16 protein-coding genes and 1 pseudogene are annotated in these 20,596 nt (G+C 46.4%); 4 read left to right on the top strand and 13 right to left on the bottom strand.

The genetic code is table 11. The features are described 5' to 3' along the window. Positions 1–5: 5 nt before the first annotated feature. Entirely contained in the window at positions 6–572 is a 567-nt protein-coding gene (locus tag EVX52_RS08210; RefSeq protein ID WP_129953461.1) for an antibiotic biosynthesis monooxygenase, read from the bottom strand. A gap of 118 nt (positions 573–690) precedes the next feature. Continuing rightward, positions 691–1,107 (bottom strand): helix-turn-helix domain-containing protein, encoded by a 417-nt coding sequence (locus tag EVX52_RS08205; RefSeq protein ID WP_129953462.1) that lies wholly within the window; start codon positions 1,105–1,107, stop codon positions 691–693. 120 nt (positions 1,108–1,227) lie between these two features. Between EVX52_RS08205 and EVX52_RS08200 the strand changes: the two genes are divergently transcribed. Further along, entirely contained in the window at positions 1,228–2,085 is an 858-nt protein-coding gene (locus EVX52_RS08200; RefSeq protein WP_129953463.1) for an SDR family oxidoreductase, read from the top strand. A gap of 59 nt (positions 2,086–2,144) precedes the next feature. On the opposite strand, the gene EVX52_RS08195 is transcribed toward EVX52_RS08200, so the two are convergent. Then, positions 2,145–2,402: a biofilm/acid-resistance regulator YmgB/AriR gene (locus EVX52_RS08195; protein ID WP_129991063.1), complete on the bottom strand. Its 258-nt coding sequence runs from the start codon at positions 2,400–2,402 to the stop codon at positions 2,145–2,147. Between the two features lie 504 nt (positions 2,403–2,906). On the opposite strand from EVX52_RS08195, the gene EVX52_RS08190 reads away from it, so the two are divergent. Continuing rightward, positions 2,907–3,443, top strand: coding sequence for an adenylate kinase (locus tag EVX52_RS08190; RefSeq protein WP_129991062.1), 537 nt, complete (start codon positions 2,907–2,909; stop codon positions 3,441–3,443). A 206-nt stretch (positions 3,444–3,649) separates the two neighbouring features. On the opposite strand, the pseudogene EVX52_RS25750 reads toward EVX52_RS08190, so the two are convergent. The 10 genes and pseudogenes from EVX52_RS25750 to EVX52_RS08140 form a co-directional block, all read right to left on the bottom strand. After that, positions 3,650–3,835 (bottom strand): annotated as a pseudogene (locus EVX52_RS25750) (STM2901 family protein); the annotation flags it as partial. Positions 3,836–4,132: 297 nt separating this feature from the next. Then, the gene (locus EVX52_RS08180) at positions 4,133–4,552 is read right to left on the bottom strand and encodes a MarR family winged helix-turn-helix transcriptional regulator (protein WP_129953466.1); all 420 of its coding nucleotides are present in this window, start codon (positions 4,550–4,552) and stop codon (positions 4,133–4,135) included. A gap of 203 nt (positions 4,553–4,755) precedes the next feature. Further along, on the bottom strand, positions 4,756–6,111 hold the full coding sequence (locus EVX52_RS08175) for an LLM class flavin-dependent oxidoreductase (protein ID WP_165385168.1): 1,356 nt from the start codon (positions 6,109–6,111) through the stop codon (positions 4,756–4,758). A gap of 46 nt (positions 6,112–6,157) precedes the next feature. Beyond that, a complete protein-coding gene (locus EVX52_RS08170; RefSeq protein ID WP_129953468.1) occupies positions 6,158–7,480 on the bottom strand; it encodes a KamA family radical SAM protein in 1,323 nt (440 codons plus the stop codon). A 71-nt stretch (positions 7,481–7,551) separates the two neighbouring features. Next, positions 7,552–9,546 (bottom strand): class I tRNA ligase family protein, encoded by a 1,995-nt coding sequence (locus tag EVX52_RS08165; protein WP_129953469.1) that lies wholly within the window; start codon positions 9,544–9,546, stop codon positions 7,552–7,554. Then, positions 9,533–10,882, bottom strand: coding sequence for a SidA/IucD/PvdA family monooxygenase (locus EVX52_RS08160; protein ID WP_165383739.1), 1,350 nt, complete (start codon positions 10,880–10,882; stop codon positions 9,533–9,535). The genes EVX52_RS08165 and EVX52_RS08160 overlap by 14 nt, the downstream gene beginning before the upstream one ends. Beyond that, positions 10,879–12,048 carry a saccharopine dehydrogenase C-terminal domain-containing protein gene (locus tag EVX52_RS08155; protein WP_129953471.1) on the bottom strand — a complete coding sequence of 390 codons (1,170 nt, stop codon included), beginning with the start codon at positions 12,046–12,048 and terminating at the stop codon, positions 10,879–10,881. Before EVX52_RS08155 ends, EVX52_RS08160 begins: the two co-directional genes overlap by 4 nt. Positions 12,049–12,169: 121 nt before the next feature. Further along, positions 12,170–13,417 carry an ATP-grasp domain-containing protein gene (locus EVX52_RS08150; RefSeq protein ID WP_165383740.1) on the bottom strand — a complete coding sequence of 416 codons (1,248 nt, stop codon included), beginning with the start codon at positions 13,415–13,417 and terminating at the stop codon, positions 12,170–12,172. A 910-nt stretch (positions 13,418–14,327) separates the two neighbouring features. Next, the gene (locus EVX52_RS08145) at positions 14,328–15,485 is read right to left on the bottom strand and encodes an MFS transporter (RefSeq protein ID WP_129991061.1); all 1,158 of its coding nucleotides are present in this window, start codon (positions 15,483–15,485) and stop codon (positions 14,328–14,330) included. After that, positions 15,451–16,584, bottom strand: coding sequence for an acetyl-CoA carboxylase biotin carboxylase subunit family protein (locus EVX52_RS08140; RefSeq protein WP_129991060.1), 1,134 nt, complete (start codon positions 16,582–16,584; stop codon positions 15,451–15,453). Before EVX52_RS08140 ends, EVX52_RS08145 begins: the two co-directional genes overlap by 35 nt. Positions 16,585–17,117: 533 nt before the next feature. Between EVX52_RS08140 and EVX52_RS08135 the strand changes: the two genes are divergently transcribed. Both EVX52_RS08135 and EVX52_RS08130 read left to right on the top strand, forming a co-directional pair. Next, positions 17,118–18,515, top strand: coding sequence for a glycoside-pentoside-hexuronide (GPH):cation symporter (locus tag EVX52_RS08135; RefSeq protein ID WP_129991059.1), 1,398 nt, complete (start codon positions 17,118–17,120; stop codon positions 18,513–18,515). Further along, positions 18,512–20,551 (top strand): TIM-barrel domain-containing protein, encoded by a 2,040-nt coding sequence (locus EVX52_RS08130; RefSeq protein WP_129991058.1) that lies wholly within the window; start codon positions 18,512–18,514, stop codon positions 20,549–20,551. The genes EVX52_RS08135 and EVX52_RS08130 overlap by 4 nt, the downstream gene beginning before the upstream one ends. The last annotated feature ends 45 nt before the right edge of the window (positions 20,552–20,596 follow it).

Below are 20,596 nucleotides of genomic sequence, written 5' to 3'. Positions count from 1 at the left end.
TCCTGTTATTGCGCGGAAGAGCGCGTCAGCCATGAATGAAATACGCGTGTAACGATCGGCATCCAGAGGAAAACCACCAGCCCGACGACCGTTGCGTCATTAAGTAAATGACCGCCTTCGGTGCCTTTAAGCTGCGGCAAAAACTGCCCCCAAAACCAGGGCACAATGTGAGTCGATGGGTAAATCACCCCTAATGTCAGCAGATATTGTTTCCAGCGTGCTGGCGGGCGGACATTCGCACTTGGCGGGGTGAACCAGAATTCGGCGCCGGGACGCACCTCGGTGTTGTCGTTTTGCAATAACAGCGGGCTGACTTCGGCGACCAGTTGTTTACGCAGATCCGAGTTATGCCATGCGTTGAGATTTTCCAGCGTGTCGAAACGCACCAGAATGGTGTAAGCATCGCCGCTGCGGTTCGGGCGTATAACGTTGACGCCCAGATGGCCCGGAAAGGTGCTGGCCTGCGGCATAATTTTATTCAGCCAGGCCTCGTATTGTGTTTCGCTGGCTGGCGCAATCTTGTGGGTAATAACGAGCGTGACATGTTGCTGGTGGGGCTGGGACAGGGACATACATCACCTCAGCTGATTAAAATAAAAGGATTTATCGAATCAATGAAATGATGTTAGTCGGTGGGTTGAATCAATGATAGGTGAGAATTTTTGGGGACTTGTTAAGTTTTTTTGTTAATTACTGCGTGCCTGCAATATGCAAGCTACGCTGTTTCATCACACGATGCAGATTCGACTCCAGCCAGTCTGCAAGTCCGGCAACCTGATCTTTTACTTCAACGCCGAGCGGGGTCAGAGAATATTCCACATGTGGTGGCACCACCGGATAAGCGCGGCGGTCGATGAAACCGTCTTCTTCAAGGGATTGTAAAGTCTGCGCCAGCATTTTTTCACTGACACCACCGACTTTGCGGCGCAACTCGCTAAAGCGCAACGTATTATCGCTGAGGGCGATCAGGATCAGTAAGCCCCAGCGGCTGGTGATGTGGCGTAGAATTTCGCGCGACGGGCAGTTGGGATCCAGCACTTCGCCCCGGCGGATTTGCTCTGTCAGTGGTAAACGTTCAGCGGGTTGCCCGGAAGAAATTATTTTCATACTAACCTTTGGGTGCGTACTTACGAAAAGTTAGTATATCGCATAGGATGTGCTTACGGCGACGCTTTTAGCGTCTTTAAAGTATAACTTTTCTGTCGAAGACTTTTTGGAGAAACCACTATGATCGCAGTTACCGGTGCTACCGGCCAGTTAGGTCGCCTCGTTATTGCCGCACTTTTGAAAAAAGTGCCTGCTCATCAGATAATTGCTGCGGTACGTAATCCGCAAAAAGCGCAGGACCTGGCAGAGCAGGGTATTCAGGTACGTCAGGCCGATTACAGCCAGCCCGCCACACTGGATTCGGCTTTTGAAGGTGTCGAAAAATTGCTGCTGATTTCTTCCAGTGAAGTCGGTCAGCGCGAAGCGCAACATAACGCGGTCATCGATGCAGCAAAACGTGCAGGCGTGCAACTGCTGGCCTACACCAGTTTGCTTCATGCAGACAAAAGTCCGCTGGGACTGGGTGTTGAACACCGTGCGACAGAAAAAGCATTAAGTGAATCCGCTATTCCTTTCGTGCTGCTGCGTAACGGCTGGTATACCGAAAACTATGCGGCAAGTATTGCCCCGGCGCTGGCACATAACGCGTTTATTGGTTCAGTGGGTGAAGGAAAAATCTCTTCCGCTGCGCGTCAGGATTATGCTGAAGCCGCCGCCGCAGTACTGACCCAGGAAAATCAGGCCGGTAAAATCTACGAACTGGCCGGGGATGATGCCTACACGCTGGCTGAATTCACTGCCGAAATTGCCCGTCAGTCCGGTAAAAAAGTCGATTATATCAACCTGCCGGAGGCGGATTTTGCCAAAGCGCTGCTCGGGGCCGGTTTACCGGAAGGTCTGGCGAATATGCTGGCTGATTCTGATGCGGGTGCCGGGAAAGGCGGCTTGTTTGATGATTCCCATACATTGAGCAAACTGATTGGTCGTCCGACTACGCCAGTTAAAGATGTCATTGCAGCAACGCTGAAAACGCTTTAATAAAAAAATGATTGCACTCCGGCCTGTTAATATCATGCCTTAACAGGCCGGTAATATTTTTAGATCACATCATCCTGCGTTGAAAGCAACACCAGCTCTAACAAGTTGCGACAAGCTTGCTGATTACTGACGTTGGTCTCCTGTTCCAGCTGACGCACCAGACCTTCAATGATGGCCTTATTGCTTACCGGATAATGGCTGGAGAGAAGTCCTGAAACGATAGTCCCGAGGATCTCCACTTCGCTTAATGTCGGCGTTTCCCGAACATTTAAATAATCACTGATTTCTGTAACTGTATGTTCTGCTTCGATTTGCATGTAGACCTCCTTAAACTTTTCAGCAGACTTGTCTCATGTGAAAAGTGCCTATTACCAGTCAGAAAAGAGAGTATTGTGAAGTTTCTCTTCACAATTTCCGGCCCTGACTCATCTGATCATTGAATTGCGCATCACGAAATCCCAGCCGTGAAAAAAACCTTTGGAAGAAGGGAAATCCAATTTTCCTTCCAAAGGCCAGGCTGAACACGCCCGTAAAAGACGGACTAATGATGAAGCAGGGGTAACAGAAAGTTATACAAAGATTTCAAATCTGTACAGGTATGGTCGTAAAATATCTTAAACTTTGTTGCTAGCAATCTAAAAAAAGCACAAAAAGTTCATCGTTCTGGTGTGTTAATACATTCACGTAACAATTAAGTTCCGCGCGTAATGGTTCAGGGCGTGAATTTATCTTCCTGTACAACTGAAATGGAGTGCGGCAAAATATGCGCCTTTTTTGCTCGGGTCATAGGCAATATCCGACAGTAGATAAGGAGTCATACGGTGAAAATCAATGTCATTGGCACCAGCGGAAGCGGGAAATCCACGCTTGCACGCAATATTTCTCAGAAACTGAATATTCCTTATATTGAACTGGATGCGCTGTTCTGGCGTCCGGACTGGCAGGGCACGCCGGATGACGAATTTTTTGCCCGTCTGGCAGAAAAACTGGCGGCCAGTGACGGCTGGGTGATTGACGGAAATTACAAACGTACGCAGGCAGTGAAATGGCGCCAGATCGATATGATCGTGTGGGTAGATTATTCGTTCGGACGTACGTTATATCAGGCGGTGAAACGCGCCGTCACCCGGGCATGGGGACAAAAGGAAATCTGGGCAGGCACAGGGAACCGTGAGTCGTTTCGTAAGAGCTTCTTCAGCCGGGATTCGATTATTCTCTGGACGTTGAAAACTTATGCGAAAAACCGGCGTCAATATCAGGCATTGTTTAACGATCCAGACTGGCAGCATGTTCGCTTTGTTCGTCTTACATCACCCAAGCAGACTCAGGATTTTCTGCATAATCTGACCCAGCTGTAACACTATCCGCGGGCTGAATGCCCAGGGCGTTGCCCGTACACTGTTGAGTAGGTTTTCCGAATTAACTTACTGATAATCCATGATTTCTTCGCCTGTCTCCCACACCCAGACATAGCGTCCTGTCGTAAGGCTGGTGTCAATCGTGACAGGCCATTTACCTGTCTTATTCCATCTTGAGCTATACCAATCTATGACATCCTGATTATTCACCATAAGCGGTCATTCTCTCTCGCACTGGTGTTGTAACGACGGGTGCTTTTCCAAACAATTTGAGATATGTCACTCGCAGGAATTACAACACCTGGGAAAGGGATCCAGCGCGCCACAAATGCCCCAGGATTATCGACATAGGAGAATTTGAGACGTTTGGTACTTCCAGTTGTCAGTGTGCGCCGCCGTCATCTTTAAGCCATAGGTAAGCGGGTATCGCCATTTTGATAAGTCCCATTTAACAGTGAGGGTATAGTTATGCCCATCAATCGCCGAAAACAATTAGCGCCGAAAACAATTAGCGGAAATCGTAATAAGTTGATTTTCATAGGCTTATTATTGGTGAGCATTCATCATCGGGACGGTGCAAGAGTGCCTTAGTACCTTTTGGGGCAATACGGCGCTGAATGCAGATTAATGACCGGAATTATGGAACGAAGCGGCCTTCACTAATCAAGCCACAAGGGTTTACGGCAAAGTTATACTGAATCCTCCATCATCGACTTCAGCAGACGGACTAAATGCTGTTGATCGTCCGGAGAAAGTCTTGCCAGAAATTCAGTATCTACCTGCTGACCGGCGGGCCGGATTTTCGCGAGAACCGCTTTCCCCTCCGCCGTCAGTGTAATAAAACGCCGGCGTTTATCTGCCGGATCGGCTGCACGGATCAGCAGCCCGCGTGTTTCAAGACGTGCCAGCATTTCAGCCAGTGTCGCTTTACTGCTGAAGGCGACATCCGTGAGTTGGACCTGCTCAATTCCGGGGTTTTCAGCAATAGCGCGTAACACTGCATACTGCGGTTTCGTCAGTTCCGGGATGCATTGCTGCCATCTCGCAGTGTGTTGCTGGAATACCTTACGCATTAAGTGAAAGGCTTCCTGTCTCAATTGTGTGCTCATCATCATTTCCCGAATTTCTTATTGGTCTGACTCTATCTTAGCAATCTCTGAAGAACGAATGTGACAAGCTATCGCAGGGTTCTCAAAAAGGGCATAAGAGAAGGATTATTCTCATAAGAACAAAGCGCTTTTCTTGTAAAGGAGAATCAGCCTGTCTCTCAGGCCGATTCTCCTGACCAGACGAACATCCGGAGTGTGTTCTACTAAACGGATTCTGTGGTGTTAAAAAACACATTTTCCGGATGTTTTAATCCTAAATTTTCCCTCAATGTATTCCCTTCATATTCTTCACGGAACAGTCCGCGTCGTTGGAGTTCAGGGATCACGAGATCAATAAAGTCATTGACGCCCCCGACAGTGTCCGGAGGCTGGATATTAAAACCATCGGCTGCGCCTGCATTGATCCACTCCTCCATTTTATCAACGACTTCTTTAGCGGTTCCTGCGATGGTGATATGCCAGTCATCTCCTCTGGCAATAGCCCGGTACATGTCTTTGATGGTGTATTTATGTTCTGCTGCTTTCTGAAGCAGAAGCTTGCTGAAATGGCTGTTGATCCATTCAAGTTTTAATGCTTCAACATCAAGCGGGAAAGGGGCGTTAATATCCAGGTGCGTTAAATCACCGAAGAAGGGTTTGATCAGGGCAAACCCCACATCGGGCGTGACGAGATCTTGCACTCTGTCCAATTTTGCCTGTGCTTCTTCACGCGTCTGGCCGACATAAACCATCATTCCCGGCATTACGAAGACTTCATCCTCTCGTCCGTACTCCCGGGCCTTGCTTTTGATTCGCTGATAAAAATCTCTTGCACCCTCTAAGTCGGGCTGTCCGGCATAAACAATATTGGCGTATTTACCGGCCATCGTCACGGTATTGTCTGAGTCGCCAGCAGTTACGAGCACGGGCTGGCCCTGGGGAGATCGTACAATATCCAGCGGCCCACGGACTTTAAAATGTATCCCCTCATGTGCCAGAACATGCATTTTGCTGCGATCGACATATAACCCTGTCTCCTTATTTACAGGAAATGCATCATCACCCCAGCTATCCCATAACCCTTTTGTGACATCAATAAACTCCTGGGCACGCGCATAGCGAATGGCCGGATCCGGCCTCTTTTCAAGACCGAAGTTTCGTGCTTCTTCCAGATTGTGTGAGGTCACAATGTTCCACCCTGAACGTCCGTTACTGATTTGATCTAAAGTGGCGAAGGCACGCGCAGTTTTATAAGGATGACCGTATGTTGTAGATACCGTGGCGACAAGACCAATATGCCGGGTATGTACAGCAATGGCCGAAAGGATTTGCAGGGGATCATTTTTATGAACCGCATGGCCTTTCGTTTTCGTTCTTGAATCATTTTCTATATGGTGTGAGCCAAGGACATCGGCCAGAAACACTAAATCAAATTTTCCTCTTTCGGCAGCTTTTGCAACGTCAATAAAACGCCATATATTCATCATATTATCTTGTGGAACTTCAGGAAGTCGCCAGGATGCAACATGGTAGCCATGACGCCAAATGGACAGACCTAACTTAATTTTTCGTTTCATCATAATTCCTAAGGCCAATAAAAATAAAAAAGGCAGGTATATTTGAGGATTAAAATATCTCAGTCGCATGAATGCGATTATTTAAGGCTGCTAATTTTCGAGTGCCATCTGTGCGTGGTAATGTCACGCATTGTAATTGATCAAACCAAACGGCATCCGGGTCATATTTGGCAAGGAAAGGCTTTCTGCATAATGACGGATCGCGAGCCTGTAGATACTGAAGAGAAAGATATTTCTCTTCATTGAGTTCAATGATGCCGTCGATACAAACTTTACCTGAGGTCGCCGACATTATGGGCCCTCTGACCGAACGTGAAAGCCCCGAGACTTTTGAATAGGCCTTCTGGAATATGTCATAACACTCTACCAGAGGGACTTCGAAATACTGCTTCGGACCGGTATCCCGCTCAACGAACATGTAATAAGGAATACAACCAAGCTGAACCTGTTTAGTCCATAAATCTATCCAGGTCTCTGGTTTATCATTGATATGTTTTAGCAAAGGTGCCTGGGTTCGGATGACGGCCCCGGTCGACAGTATTCGTTTTATCGCCTGCTGGGTTTGTGCCGGTGCCAGCTCCCGTGGATGATTGATATGGGCCATAAAGGCTAAATGCCTGCCACTTGCTGTGATTTTTTCAAATAATCTCATGAGGTCGTCTGCATCTTCATCACTCGTGAAACGTTGCGGCCAGTAGGTAAGTGCTTTAGATCCCAACCGTATTGTTGAAATATGTGTTTCGTCGAGTAGTGGTTGAATGTAGCGCTCAAGTATCCGGGTCCGCATAATCATTGAATCACCGCCAGTAATTAATATATCCGTGATCTCAGGATGAATTTTCAGATAGTCGATTAACTGACGAATATCTCGTGACTGAAAACGATCCTCTGTTTCACCCACAAACTGAGCCCAGCGAAAACAGAAACTGCAATAGGCATGGCATGATTGACCGGCACTGGGAAAGAACAATGCCGTTTCATTGTATTTATGCTGAATGCCCTGAATTTTCTGATCATTAATCGTTGGTACATTAAATGCCTGGCCTGAAGGATGCGGATTCAACTCTGTGCGCACGTCTCTGACCACGTCAAGCAATCCGCTACGACTGCCGCGTTGAGCATGATGAATACGATTGAATTGTGAGTCTGTTAACATACCTGATTGTGGAAATACCAATTGAAAAAGGGGATCGCTAATACCCGCATCCCAGTCAATCAAATTCTCCAAATAAAAGGTGTTAACACGGAACGGTAAGATCTCTGAAATAACGTTGAACGTTTCCTTATATTCACTGGGTAATTTATCCCAATAAAGGGATTCACGAAACTTATTTGCATTCATTGGAAGAAATACAGTGCTGTTGCTTGACATTGTCACTCCTGTTACCGGATATGTTATGAGAAATTAATAATGAATGACGGAATTATTCAATAAAACAGGTATCAATCTTTCCCAACAGGGTTTTTTAATTCGACAGCCATCCAGTCCACAGAAAGTGTGGTGAATGAAGGGTGTTGTATATCAAATCTATGGTATATCTCTTCAGAAAACCCGGGTGTTATCGGGCGTAATGCTGTTGCCAGCGCGATAAGTGCACGCGCAATTACTCTGGCCCGGGTTCTGTTCAGGGCGGAATTCATAAACACGGGTTTTTGTTGCAGTGCTGCGTCTAAACAGAATGTGGTCATTTCATCCACAAAAGTTTCCACACTGCGCGTTATTTTACGTAAATTTGGCATGCTGAGCGAATAACACTGTTCTATTGATGCCATAAACAGAGAGGTGACTTCAAAGAAAGAATGACAATCGGCACACCATTGCCCGGGTCCGGGCAGGTTTTTGCTATCAGAGAAGGGCTCAAATAATCTGTCAGCTGCTTCCAGCATTACCGGTAGTTGTCCGTTCCAAAACTCTGCATTAAAGCGTTCGAATTCCTGGCGATGAAAGTCTGCTTCCTTACGGTGAGTCCGGTTTCTACAAAGATAAAAACGTAGCGCCTGAGCATTTTCAGGGGTGACATACTCATCCACCCAAATAGCATGATTACGCGATGTGGAAAACTTCTGGCCTTCGAGCAGCATCATGTGATTCGGGATAACATACATTGGCATAAATTCTGGCATTCCCAATGCGGCAAGAACGGCAGGGATGACAAGCAAACGGCCAAAAGCATTATCAACCCCAAACAGGATCGCCAGCTCAGGCAATTCATCGCCCGCTATTGCATGCCAGAGCCGGTTTTCACCTTGTAATGCGTACATCTGTTCAATGGCGAGTAAATGACGTGGGACATACTCCATCGGTACCGTGAACCTGAGATTATCGAGTCCGGCCATTTGCACGGGGACTCCCGCACTGTTGGGGTTTGTCAGGCATACTTCCGGTAACCCCCGCTTAAGCCAGCCTTCAATAAACAATTTGGCAAATGCCGGAAGGCTTGCGCTGGCAGCAAAACGCTCCAGTTCATTTTTTAGCGCATCAAGCCGTAAGAAAAGTCGCGTGAGCGGGCGGCGTTCAAGAGACACACCCTGTAAATTAACCGGTCTAATCAGCTCAGCATCAAGCACTAACGCCCCGCATCCCTCGCATTCAGTCCCAGACGATTCGCCACCACAATGAGGGCAGTCACCATGCACAAAGGCATCAACGCAAAATTGACGTGTTGAAGGGTCATAAGGTACGTCGTATGTTCTTTCAACAATCAGACCAGCAGACATCAGTTTCTCAAGCACTTCATACAAAATGGCGGTTGAGCGCTGTGTCGGACGTGTTTCAAGGAAGATATCCTGTTCAACGTTCAGTAATTGAAGTGACTGTTTTAATCTGCGGGTATTCGTTTCTGCCAGACTATAGTAATCAGTGCCTGCTTTAGCCGCAGCGATCTGAATGTGTTCCAGATGCCCGTGTGTACCCTGCACCAGAAAGGTTTTTCTTCCCGACATCCTCGCGGCTCTGGTCAGCACATCTGCCACCATAAAAGGCCCTGCAGCGTGGCCCAGATGCATTCCGCCGTTAGGCGTCAGCATGGCGGGCACGATCAGTAATGGCCTTTGGGACCCTTGTGAACGCAAAGCGCCTTGCTCCGAACTCTGTTCGAATATTTCACGATGATGCCACCATACGGTTTGCATCACGGCGTTTTCGTCAAGTGCTTCAATACGATGGCGGCAAAGAGGTTCGACCCGAATACTGTCACCCGCCTGCAAAATGAGATCCTCACCATTAAGGCAGACGCGTACACTGCCGCTGATAACTGTCCAGAATTCCACTTCCGTATGGTTGTGGCGCTCGGTACTGCTTCCAGGCGTCAATTTTAAAATGCGGATCGAAATATCTGAGGCTTCAGGCACAGGATTAATACGGTAAATACCCTTATCCAGTACGGCTCGTGAAAGATATTTTTCTTGAGTAAGATTAATAATTTCAATATGTGACAATTTTAGTATCCTTATTATTCATGTTACCTGTCAGTGTTTCGTTGTTTATGCTGACCGGTTCTCTACCGGAATAACGCATATTTTTAATCAGTGCATCACCTATCACTCTTCCTCTTTCTGATACCCCTGCCAGGGTGTGCTCTGTCGGGCCATGCTGTGCCTGAGAATGGTTAATAATAAAAATATCTGGAGCTGAAGGTGAGCCGAACTGCACAGAGAAATTTTCAGTCACGACTAAATCATCATTGATAATTTCTGGTTGCAGCGGGCTGATTAATGACTTATGTAAAATGTTTTCAAATCCGGTTGCGCAGATAATCAGATCAGCCGTTATTTCCATTGCCCCATTTTTTGATTGCCTTTGTTGCAATGTCACGGAAATTTTATCTGACTGTTTCTTAATACACTCTATTAAGGCGTAGGGATAAAGATATAAGCGCTGGCAATGATTGACGCGGTCGGAAAATGTTTGTTCGTAGATAGCAGATAGCACATCATCTGTGACAGTGGCGTAATTAGTGTTTCTCAGACCTGACAGCATATTCTCGCGTTCAGCAATGTCATAATTGAAAAATTCCGTTGCGCGCGGATGCGTATAAATATCATTGACGAAAGGGTTGGCATCCGTCGATTTGAAAAGGAAATCACGCGAGACCACACTAATTTTACCCACTGAAGTTTTTTCGAGTAAAAAGCGAATGATTTCACCTGCACTCTGCCCGCGCCCTACCACGACAATATGGTTCTCAGCTGATAGTTCTTGCGTTGCTACCTTATTTAAGAGCTGACTGGAGTGAATGACGTGCTGGTTTTCAGTCAATAACACCTCAGGAATAAAGGGCTTATGCCCCTGAGATAATACTAACTGACGCGTCTTTAAAACTTCTGTTTCACCTGCGCTATTTCGCAGTGTGACTTCAAGAATATCTTTTCCCTGTGGCGAAGATATTCTTTTTAAGTTGTAAACCTCACTATTATAAGAGATGAAGTCTTGCAGTTTTGATGCTACCCATCCGAGGTAATCAGAAAAAAGATTCCGGGAAGGATAATAGGTGTTCAAATGCATAAACTGATAAAGTAATTTTTGTTCTTTAAGGTAATTAAAGAATGTATAAGGGCTGGCCGGATTCCTTAAAAAAGCCAGGTCTTTCAATAAAGAAACCTGTAGGGTAGAAGTAGGCAAAGCCAGGCCAGGATGCCAGCTGGCATTCTCTCTTTTCTCTACCAGGCGTATGTTGTCCCCACTCGTCAGGATGCCGGCTTCATCCAGGTAACTCAAGACCGAAAGGTTCGCGGGCCCTGCACCGACGAGTAAGATATCCAATATCGCGCTCATACTGCCTCCGTAATCATGCATGTTAGGGTTCCGGATGTGGTGATCTCCACATGCCGAAATTTTTTTATTTCGTTTAAAAATTTTAAGCCAATCAGCCCTGCCGGCTTTTCATGCGGATAAATAATGTTTTTAAGTGCCATTTCAAAAATAACTTCTGTTGCAGTGATAGCAAAGGCACAGGTCATAAATGCCATGGCGGTAATATCCGGCGCGGGCTGGAATACTTTAATGATTAGCTCACCTTTTTCACCCGATGAACTGATATGTTGCCATTTGCATAAAACGAAATCTTCACTTGTCGTTTCAACATTCTTACAGGCTGCAGTAAACAGTGTTTCGGCCACATCTCTGATACTGGTATTTAATTTGCCGACGTTAATTTCTTGTCGGGAAAGCAGGCCTAATTCCTGACAGGCCCGTGCAGCGTAGGAAAATCCCGGCCAGCGCAATGTATTTTGCGAAAAATTAACCACATGCTTTTGGAAATATTCCGCCGTTGTTGCAAGCATTGCATCGTCAAAGGCTTCAAGCAGACCAATCGAAGGAAAATAATGATGTTTTACCTGCGCGAACCTTGGGACTGAAAATGTCTGGTGATCCTTTATTGTTAATGCCAGTCGGGGGTCGATGGGCAATTTCCTGCCAAATGTTAGCCGATAACCAAAAGGCCCGGTCGGGGTCACCGGGATACCGCCGCAAAAGCTTTCTATCGTATGACTTTGCGGAAATCGCTCCAGAATAGAAGAAGACATCGATTCCATTAGACCAGGTTCCAGGCCGGTGCCTAACAGCAGAGGATGCTTTCTGTTACCCATCGCCGGGATTAATGGATCATTCAGGTCAGGGCGACCCAGTACAATAATGGGACAATCAATCTGTGATGCCAGAACATTGATAAGTTCCCTGGCATCATGCCAGGAAACAGCAATAATAATGGCATTTATTCCCAGTGGGATTTCAGTAGTAAATGTTTCCTCTTCAATAACGTTAACGTTCAATCTTCCTGACGCGATAAACCCACTATATTCCGGGGGAAGATTATTGAACGCCTCCGGGTTAATATCAAATAAAAAGATGCGCGCCCCGTTATGTAAAGCCATTTTGAGTAAGGCTCGCCCCATATTGCCGGCCCCAATAATGGCAATGCTTCTGTCTTGCAATGACATGACGTTTATTCCTGAAGGAAATTTAATTATCTGTACGCATTTAAAAAATGGCCGGAATATATTTTTCTGCAGATATCTTCCAGCGCATTATTTAATAAAGCGCGGTCATGACGATCATTCCTTATTGAATATTAATGCTTAACGAGGTTGTAACGTTGTTTAGTATATTTAAAAGTATGTCATAAGAAGGTGCATGAGCGACAACCGATGCTACACGATGAGTGGTATAGCTTTCCGGTGGCAGGGTAATGGTGCTGCCTACCGGGATTTCAGTCATAACGTTATCCAGCCCCCCGGTATCCAGGATCGCCTGATCATAACCTGTCAGACCTGAAAACTGACCTTCTTTTTCTGCAAACAGGTAACGTATGCCGGCATAGGATCCCTCTCTCAAGGGGCGCAATTCGGGGACCTGACCAATAGCCACTCTGATAATATTGGCGACATGATCTACCCCGGTGCTTCGTGGCACTAAATGGGTAGTGATATAACCACCACCAGGGCGTCCGTTGATTTCAATCAGCGTAAATTTGTCATTTTCAATTTTACCTTCGATATGCAAAGTACAATTGTCACAACCTACTGCCTGAACAATGGCAACAATTTTTCGCTGTACGTCTAATTTCGCTTTATCAGACGCTGCAGAAGGAAATATATGTTGTGATTCAAAAGGGAAGGGAGTGGTGGTCGACTTGTCGGTTATGCCGATAATATCCACTACCCCACGGTGTACCAGAACCTCAACACTGACCTCCTGTCCCTGAACATATTGTTCAACAATAAATTCATCACCGTGTGAGTTGAAAATAGGGTCATTACCTGCGGAAACCAGTGAGCGGAGATTGCTGATAGCGGATTCAAGCTCCTTTTCGCTTTTCAGAATAAAGATCCCTTTTGAACCATTGCCACCTGTTGGTTTTACAACTGCCGGATAACCTAATGTCTCCATGGCAGTATACAGTTCGTCGAGAGAGGATATTTTGAAATACTGCGGAGATACGTCCTCAACTTCCGAAACAGCCTGACGTGTAAGAAATTTACTTCTGATGATTTTGACCGCTTCGGGAGTTAATCCAGGTAATGACAGAGCCTGGTTGATTCTGGCAACAAAACTCAGTTCCAGATCTGTCCAGCTGAATGCACCGACCACGTTATGTCGCGAAGCTACATCTTTAGCAACCTTAAGACCTAATTCATGATTTGAGGTATCGCATTCATGCCACTCCAAAAGGTGCTCTTTAGCCATTTCAGGGATAGTACGTCCGATAAGTACGACTGAAAGCCCTAATCTTTTTGCTGCTGCCAGGGCTTCAAATCTTTCGTTATTCGTTCTTCTTAAACCCGCAAAAATCACCACTGAATTATTCACAAAACCTCCGTCTCTGGGAATTACATACATTTAATTAACATTTATGGTGCCTTGGAATTTTAGGATTTGGCTTAAGTAAAGTAAATATGAAATATCTTTTTGGGGAGGAAAGTGCGCTATTGAAAAATATTCATGGCGTAAACTATTGAAAATAAATTTTTCATTAATAATCATATAGTTAATTTTTTATTTGTCATTCATGGTGCGGAAATATTTAATAATAAAAATAATCCACGTTTAACAAATTTTTGTTTGTATTTTATTCCAATGATTGATATTTGGCGGTAATTAAGCATGTTGCAAAATTTTAATATTATTTATTGTGTTATTTAAGTAATTATGTTTACATATTACTAACAACTTTGATTGGCCTTTCACCCCAACTAGCTTTAGTAAGGGAGTTTTCCTGCGCGTTATATATAGAGAAGGGTTTTATTGAATTTTCACGACGCTCTCGGTTTAGAATTTATTTAATAAAAGTGTTATTGAAAATTACATTCAAATATTAATTGTTTTTTGGCGAAATAGGGTGTTTATATTTTTCTGCAACATTTTTCTTGGTTTTTCTCTGAAGAAAATAAAAATATCCTTTTTAAAAAAAGTTATTTTTATTTATTTTATGCTAACTAACAGTATTAAAAACTAAGCTGGCGTGATTTTAAGTGAAGTGTTCCGGCCTACAGAAGTGATGAGTGATAATTCATACATGCAGTATTCTTTAACAATGTGGAAAAGAATAAGCTTCTACTTTTATGCTATAAGAAATATTATTTTCAGGAGTTTTTATGGATGCATGGCAATGAGGATGCCATTGAGCGAATATTTAAGGAGCCAAAGGATAGGGGAGACTGACGGAGGTATAAACAACAGGGGTAATCCGGGCAATGAAAGTCCGCCCGGATTATCAGGATCACGCGAGGGAGGTATGGCTTCGCATACAGAACAGACTGATTAGTACAGTGACAGCAGACATGAGAATAAAGATAATGTGGAACAAGGGGCTGTGTTCATTTGTCCATACGGCGAAAACAGCACCAAGACTTTCACCTATACCTACGGCAAGGATAGAAAGTGAAAAAATAGCTGTCCTTTCATATTCTCCCGTGTTGAAAGACATAATGCTTTGATATGCCGGGATAGCGATAATTTCAGCCGTGCTTACCAGGAAAAGAAACAGGTATAGCATTGCCAGCGAATTATGGAGAGATAACACTAAAAATGCTAAGCCAAAGAGTAAAAATGAGATAATAAGTTTGGTATTATCATCAAATCTGTCAATTAAATAATTAACCGGATAGGCAAGAACTAAGACGGCCAGCCCGTTCAGTGCCGTTACCGTCCATACCAAGTCTGTTCTATGCAAACGGTCGATCACAAAGAGTGGCATTGTGGTTAACGCTAACGAATAGATGAACCACACAAGCAGGATAAGTAGCAGCGTCAGTAAAATCACTTTCCTCCTGACCAGGCTCATTAATACCTTGAAGAAATGTCCCTGTTTGGGGAGGATTATTTTTCTTGTCGCCCAGTAGGTGTATGCACAGGTGAGTGTAAACAGTAAGGACATTGTTTCAAACATATAAACGGGCCCGACATGCTGATACAACATGCCCAGGAGTATGGCCCCACCACTTGAAGCCAGGTTTGTGACCGTACTGAGCAACGAATAGTTTAAAGAGAGTGACTGATTTTTCAAAAAGGAGGTGGCAATACGGATAACAATTGAGTTATTCCCGTAGAAAAGCCCGACGAGAAATGCGCCTAAATAGAGTTGTGTAATCTCGCCACGCGATAGCAGGAAGAAGCCCAATCCTCCTAACAGTTGCAGTATTGCAAGTAAAAGAGGGAAGTTTATTCTATCCAGATAGGGTGAAAAGGCTAAGCGGCCAATTCTCGAAAAGAATATCAACGTGAATAATATACCGCTGGTATGGGCTGCTGACAGCTGCAAGTTTTCGTGTAAATAAGCGATTAACAATGCCTGAGGAGCAAAGAAGGCAAAGGCCCCGATGAAATCCTGGACAAGGATGATTTTAAATATTGAAGAGTTTTGAAATGCTTTTTGCATTATTTAACGCCTCCTCATAACTTGCACCCTCAGCACACAATAAATTGCGTTCGCCCAGATAGGCGTGGCCAACAAACCCTGGTTTTTGGTCTAAATCCGGCGGCAAAGCAGAGGGGCGGCTTACTCCTTTACGTTCTGACCACACAGCCATATGCTCTTTTTTCTGTGCTTTATAACAGAGAGTATCGGTTAGCTGGCTTTGCCATACATTAATACCTGCTGTCTCGGCCGCCATCACTGAGATGAAGTCACCCCCGACACGGTTGTGAATTTCTCCCAAAATAATACCTGCATCAGTATCCCAAAACTCGGCGTGGATCATGCCGTATTCGATACCAATCACTTTGCACGCAGACTCCACTAATGCCCGGGCCTGACGTTTTTTCTGCTCGTCAAGAGAAACACCTGCCGGATTAACATGCCCTTGCTCAAAAAAAGTCTCTGCAAATAAAAACTTTTCAGTGATATTTAGCATTCTGAACTTTTTGCCAACGAAAAGGGCTTCAAGGCTGTATTCTTTACCTTCCACCTTCTCTTCAAGGATGAATGGGTAACCTTTCTGCGGGAGTCTGGGAATAATATTATCAATGTTGTCTGAACAGACAGAATATACCCCGCGACTGCCTGCATCGGTGACGGGTTTAAGGATGGCTTCATGACCGGAAAAATGTATTCTTAATTTTTCCTCTACATCACTTGCTGAATAACACAAAAAAGCTTCCGGCTGGCTGATGCCGCATTTTCGTAACAGCTCACGACAAAGATACTTGTTTTGTATCAGCATGATTGTTGCAGGGCGTGTCCATGAGGAATCTAATAATATATTAAGTTTACTATTTACAAACTGAAGTTTTTCGCGAAAAGCATAACTCCGTTTTATATAGGGATACCTGGCCAGTAAATCCCGTATTGCTTCATCATCGTAATGATTGGTTACCACCACCTCGTCGGCTTTTTGCGCTCTGTCGCCAAACACCCTGAGATTTTCTTCTGTGTCGGTAAGCAGGATTTTATATCCTGCTTCTTTGGCTTCATCGAGTAAATCAGGCCCCTGTACCACGCTTGCCCCACCGAGTAATAACAACCAATTCTCTTGCACCCGTGAACCCTCATTTTCAAAATGCCTGAATAGAAATGTATTGCTTTCAGTCTCCAGGTATTCATAACAATACGTTAACTTGTTAGCAATAAATTACATCATAACCAAAATTTATCAAGATAGAAAAATGCATTTTTTTCATTAATAACAAGAAGATGAAAACATTTCATTCAGAGTTTTAATCCTGATATGGCAACATTAACCACTGTTTATGTTGTCACCTGAATTATTTAAGTTGAATGCACTGGTGTCGGGGTCGCTGGATTCAAACATGCTTTTTTTTCCCGATCCCTCAGGTTCAGCCCTATTTATTAGCAAAATTTATAATTATCGCGGGTATCATTTTCTCTCCTTCTCCCGTTCCGCAGGCGAGACGGATCTCATCATGTTACCGGTATCACACAAATCAAAAATCATAAGAAATTTATGATATCTCGCAATTGTCGCTCTCTTTTAACCATTCTATAACAAGTCCTCGGACCACGGACGGACTGACTTTTTTATGTTTAACCCTACAAAAGGCAGGACGAAAAATGACTGCGAAACTATCCGTAACGGCGAAACTATCCGTAAAAGAAAAGGTGAGCTACGGTCTGGGGGATATGGCGAGCCATATTGGCCTGGATAATGTGATTATATTTTTGACGTTTTATTACACCGATGTTGTGGGATTACCGGCAGTATTTGTCGGAACAATGTTTCTGGTTGCCCGCGTCGCTGACGCCATTGTGGACCCCGCGATGGGGCTGATCGCTGACCGGACGCAAACGCGTTTCGGTAAATTCCGGCCTTATATTCTCTGGCTTGCGTTACCTTTCGGAGCCAGCTGTTTGCTGGTTTATGCGGTACCGGAATCCCTGACCTTGGGCGGAAAGATGGTATACGCCAGCGTCACCTATTGCGTGATGATGCTGATGTATACCGCCATCAACATTCCTTATTGCTCGATGGGCGCGATCATCACGCCTGATAATACCCAGCGTATTTCCCTGCAATCCTATCGGTTCTTCCTTGCCACGCTGGGTGGTGCAATGTCCACCTTCCTGATGATGCCGCTGGCAGAGATGATGGGTGGCGGCAATAAACTTGACGGCTATTTTGGTGCGATGGCAATCATGGCGTCGATCGCCGTGGTGATGTTCCTGTTGTGTTTTTTAAACACCAAAGAACGTATCAGTGCGCCGCCGACGCACGAGAATTTTCTCTCCGATTTACGTGATTTAGTGCGTAATGACCAGTGGCGCGTGGTGGCGGCGCTGATCTTCTTCAATATCTCCTTCGGCGTAGTACGCCTCGGCGCGATGATGTACTACGTCACCTATTATCTTGGCCACGCCAGCTACTTTATGTGGCTGCTGGCTGCACATATTGTGGGTAAGAGTCTCGGCAGTTTGCTGGTAAAACCGCTGACCCGCAACCGCAGCAAACTCGCGGCCTTCACGCTGTGCGCGGTGCTGACCGGTGCGCTGAGCGCGGCGATTTTCTTCGTTCCGGCATGGATTTCCCTGCTGGTGGGCATGACGTTGCTGGTTTCAACCTTCTATCAGGTCACTACCACACTGATGTGGGTGATGATGTCTGACGTGGTGGATTACGGCGAATACAAACAAGGCAAGCGCATGGATGGCACGGTGTTCTCCACTTTGCTGGCGATCCTCAAAATGGGGATGGCGGTGAGCGGAGCGGTGGTCGGCTGGACACTGGGCATAAGCGGTTACGTGCCCCATGCTGCCCAGCAGAATACCGTCGCGATGCTGTCGATTATCGCATTGTTCTCACTGGTGCCGGGCATCTTGTCGATGTTCAGTGCATTGTCGATGCGCTGGTACAAACTCGATGACGCCACCATGAAACAGATTAATCAGTCCAAAATTTCCCGGGAACATGAGCCTGAACGTCAGGCCACCTTGCATACACAGGAGTCCGCATGAGCGAATTAATCGCCGAAAAAAACCGTATCCTCTGGCATTTCGATCAACAAACGCTGGTGATTGAGCCCTGGGGAGAAAACAGCCTGCGCGTGCGGGCCACCTGCCGGCCTGAGCTCAATGATTCGTTATGGGCGCTACTGCCAGCGGATGTTCAGCCAAAAGCTGAGATCAGCCGCAGCGCAGAAACCCTGACGCTGCGCAACGGCAACATCACAGCATCGGTGAATATCAAAGGGCAGCTGGCGTTTTATAACTCACGCGGCGAGCTGATCCTTGAGGAATTCTGGCGTCAGCGTTCCACCGTCGGTATCGGTGCGACGGAGAAAAGTCAGGACAAATACATCAGTGCGCTAAAGATGGATGCCCGCGAATTTAAAGCCATTCCCGGCGGTAAACATCAGCTGACCGTACGTTTTGAGTCGCGCGCGGATGAGAAAATCTATGGCATGGGGCAATACCAGCAAAATTGTCTGGATCTGAAAGGCTGCACACTGGAACTGGCACAGCGAAACTCCCAGGCCAGTGTGCCGTTTATGCTTTCGAGTCTGGGGTATGGCATGTTGTGGAACAATCCGGCGATTGGTGAGGCGACATTCGGCAAAAATATTACCCGCTGGGAAGCGCAGGTCACGGAGCAGATGGATTACTGGATCACCGCTGGCGATACGCCCGCTGAGATCATGCATCAGTATGGCCGTGCAACCGGCACCGCGCCGCAGATGCCGGAATATGCCACGGGTTTCTGGCAGTGCAAATTGCGTTACCGCACACAGCAGGAGGTGCTGGAAGTCGCGCGTGAATACAAGCGCCGCAACCTGCCTGTTTCGGTTATTGTCATCGACTTCTTCCACTGGCCGAATCAGGGCACCTGGTGTTTTGACCCGGTGGACTGGCCGGATCCGAAAGCGATGGTCGCTGAGCTGAAATCACTGGGTATCGAAACCATGGTGTCGGTCTGGCCGACGGTTGACAGCCGGACAGAAAATTATAAGGAGATGAAATCAAAAGGTTACCTGGTGAACACGGATCGTGGTGTATCGGTGAATCTTGATTTCCTTGGCAACTGCACCTTCTTTGACGCCACACATCCCGGCGCACGTCAGTTTGTCTGGGAGAAAGTAAAGCAAAACTATTACGATCTGGGGATCCGTACCTTCTGGCTGGATGAAGCTGAGCCGGAATACCGCACCTATGATTTCGATAACTATCGCTATCATCTCGGGCCGGTGCTGGAAGTCGGCAACATTTATCCGCAGAAGTTCGCGCAGGGCTTTTACGAGGGGTTACAGCAGGAAGGCGAGCATGAGATCGTTAATCTGGTGCGCTGCGCCTGGGCGGGCAGTCAGCGATATGGTGTGCTGGCGTGGTCGGGCGATATCCATTCTTCTTTTCACGCGCTGCGTAATCAGATTGTCGCTGGCCTGAATATGGGGCTGGCGGGTATCCCGTGGTGGACGACGGATATCGGCGGGTTCCAGGGCGGGAATATTAATGATCCGATATTTCAGGAGTTACTGATCCGCTGGTTCCAGTGGGGTGTGTTCTGCCCTGTTATGCGTCTGCATGGTTACCGTGAGCCACAAATTCAGCCGCCGGAACCGTGGCGTGACGGCATTGCGCAATGCAACAGCGGCGCACCAAATGAAGTCTGGAGCTACGGCGAAGAGAATTACACGCTGATGAAGAACGGGTTATTCCTGCGTGAGAAACTGCGTCCGTACATCAGCCATGTGATGCAGGAAGCGCATGAGAAGGGGGATCCTGTAATGCGCACGATGTTCTATCAGTATCCGGCTCAGGCTGAAAGCTGGCAGGTGGAAGATCAGTATATGCTTGGCGCCGATATTCTGGTCGCCCCGGTGTTGTACGCCGGTCAGCGCGAGCGGGAAGTGTGGTTACCGGCGGGAGAAACGTGGGTGGCGCTGAATGGAGAACGCTATGAAGGGGGGAGAGCGATTAGGGTCGCCGCCCCAATGAGTGAAATTCCTGTGTTTGTGCGGGAGGGGGCAGACCCGGCTGCACGGGCGATTTTGTAATCTGGTTGCAGATGGCCGCTGCAACGGGGCGGCTGCCTGGAACAG

Origin of the sequence: Rahnella sp. CFA14(1/10), assembly GCF_004195095.1 — a bacterium.
In the GTDB taxonomy this organism is placed as follows: domain Bacteria; phylum Pseudomonadota; class Gammaproteobacteria; order Enterobacterales; family Enterobacteriaceae; genus Rahnella; species Rahnella perminowiae.
Note: the sequence above shows the minus strand (reverse complement) of the source record. Positions and strands in the feature narration are given on the sequence as shown.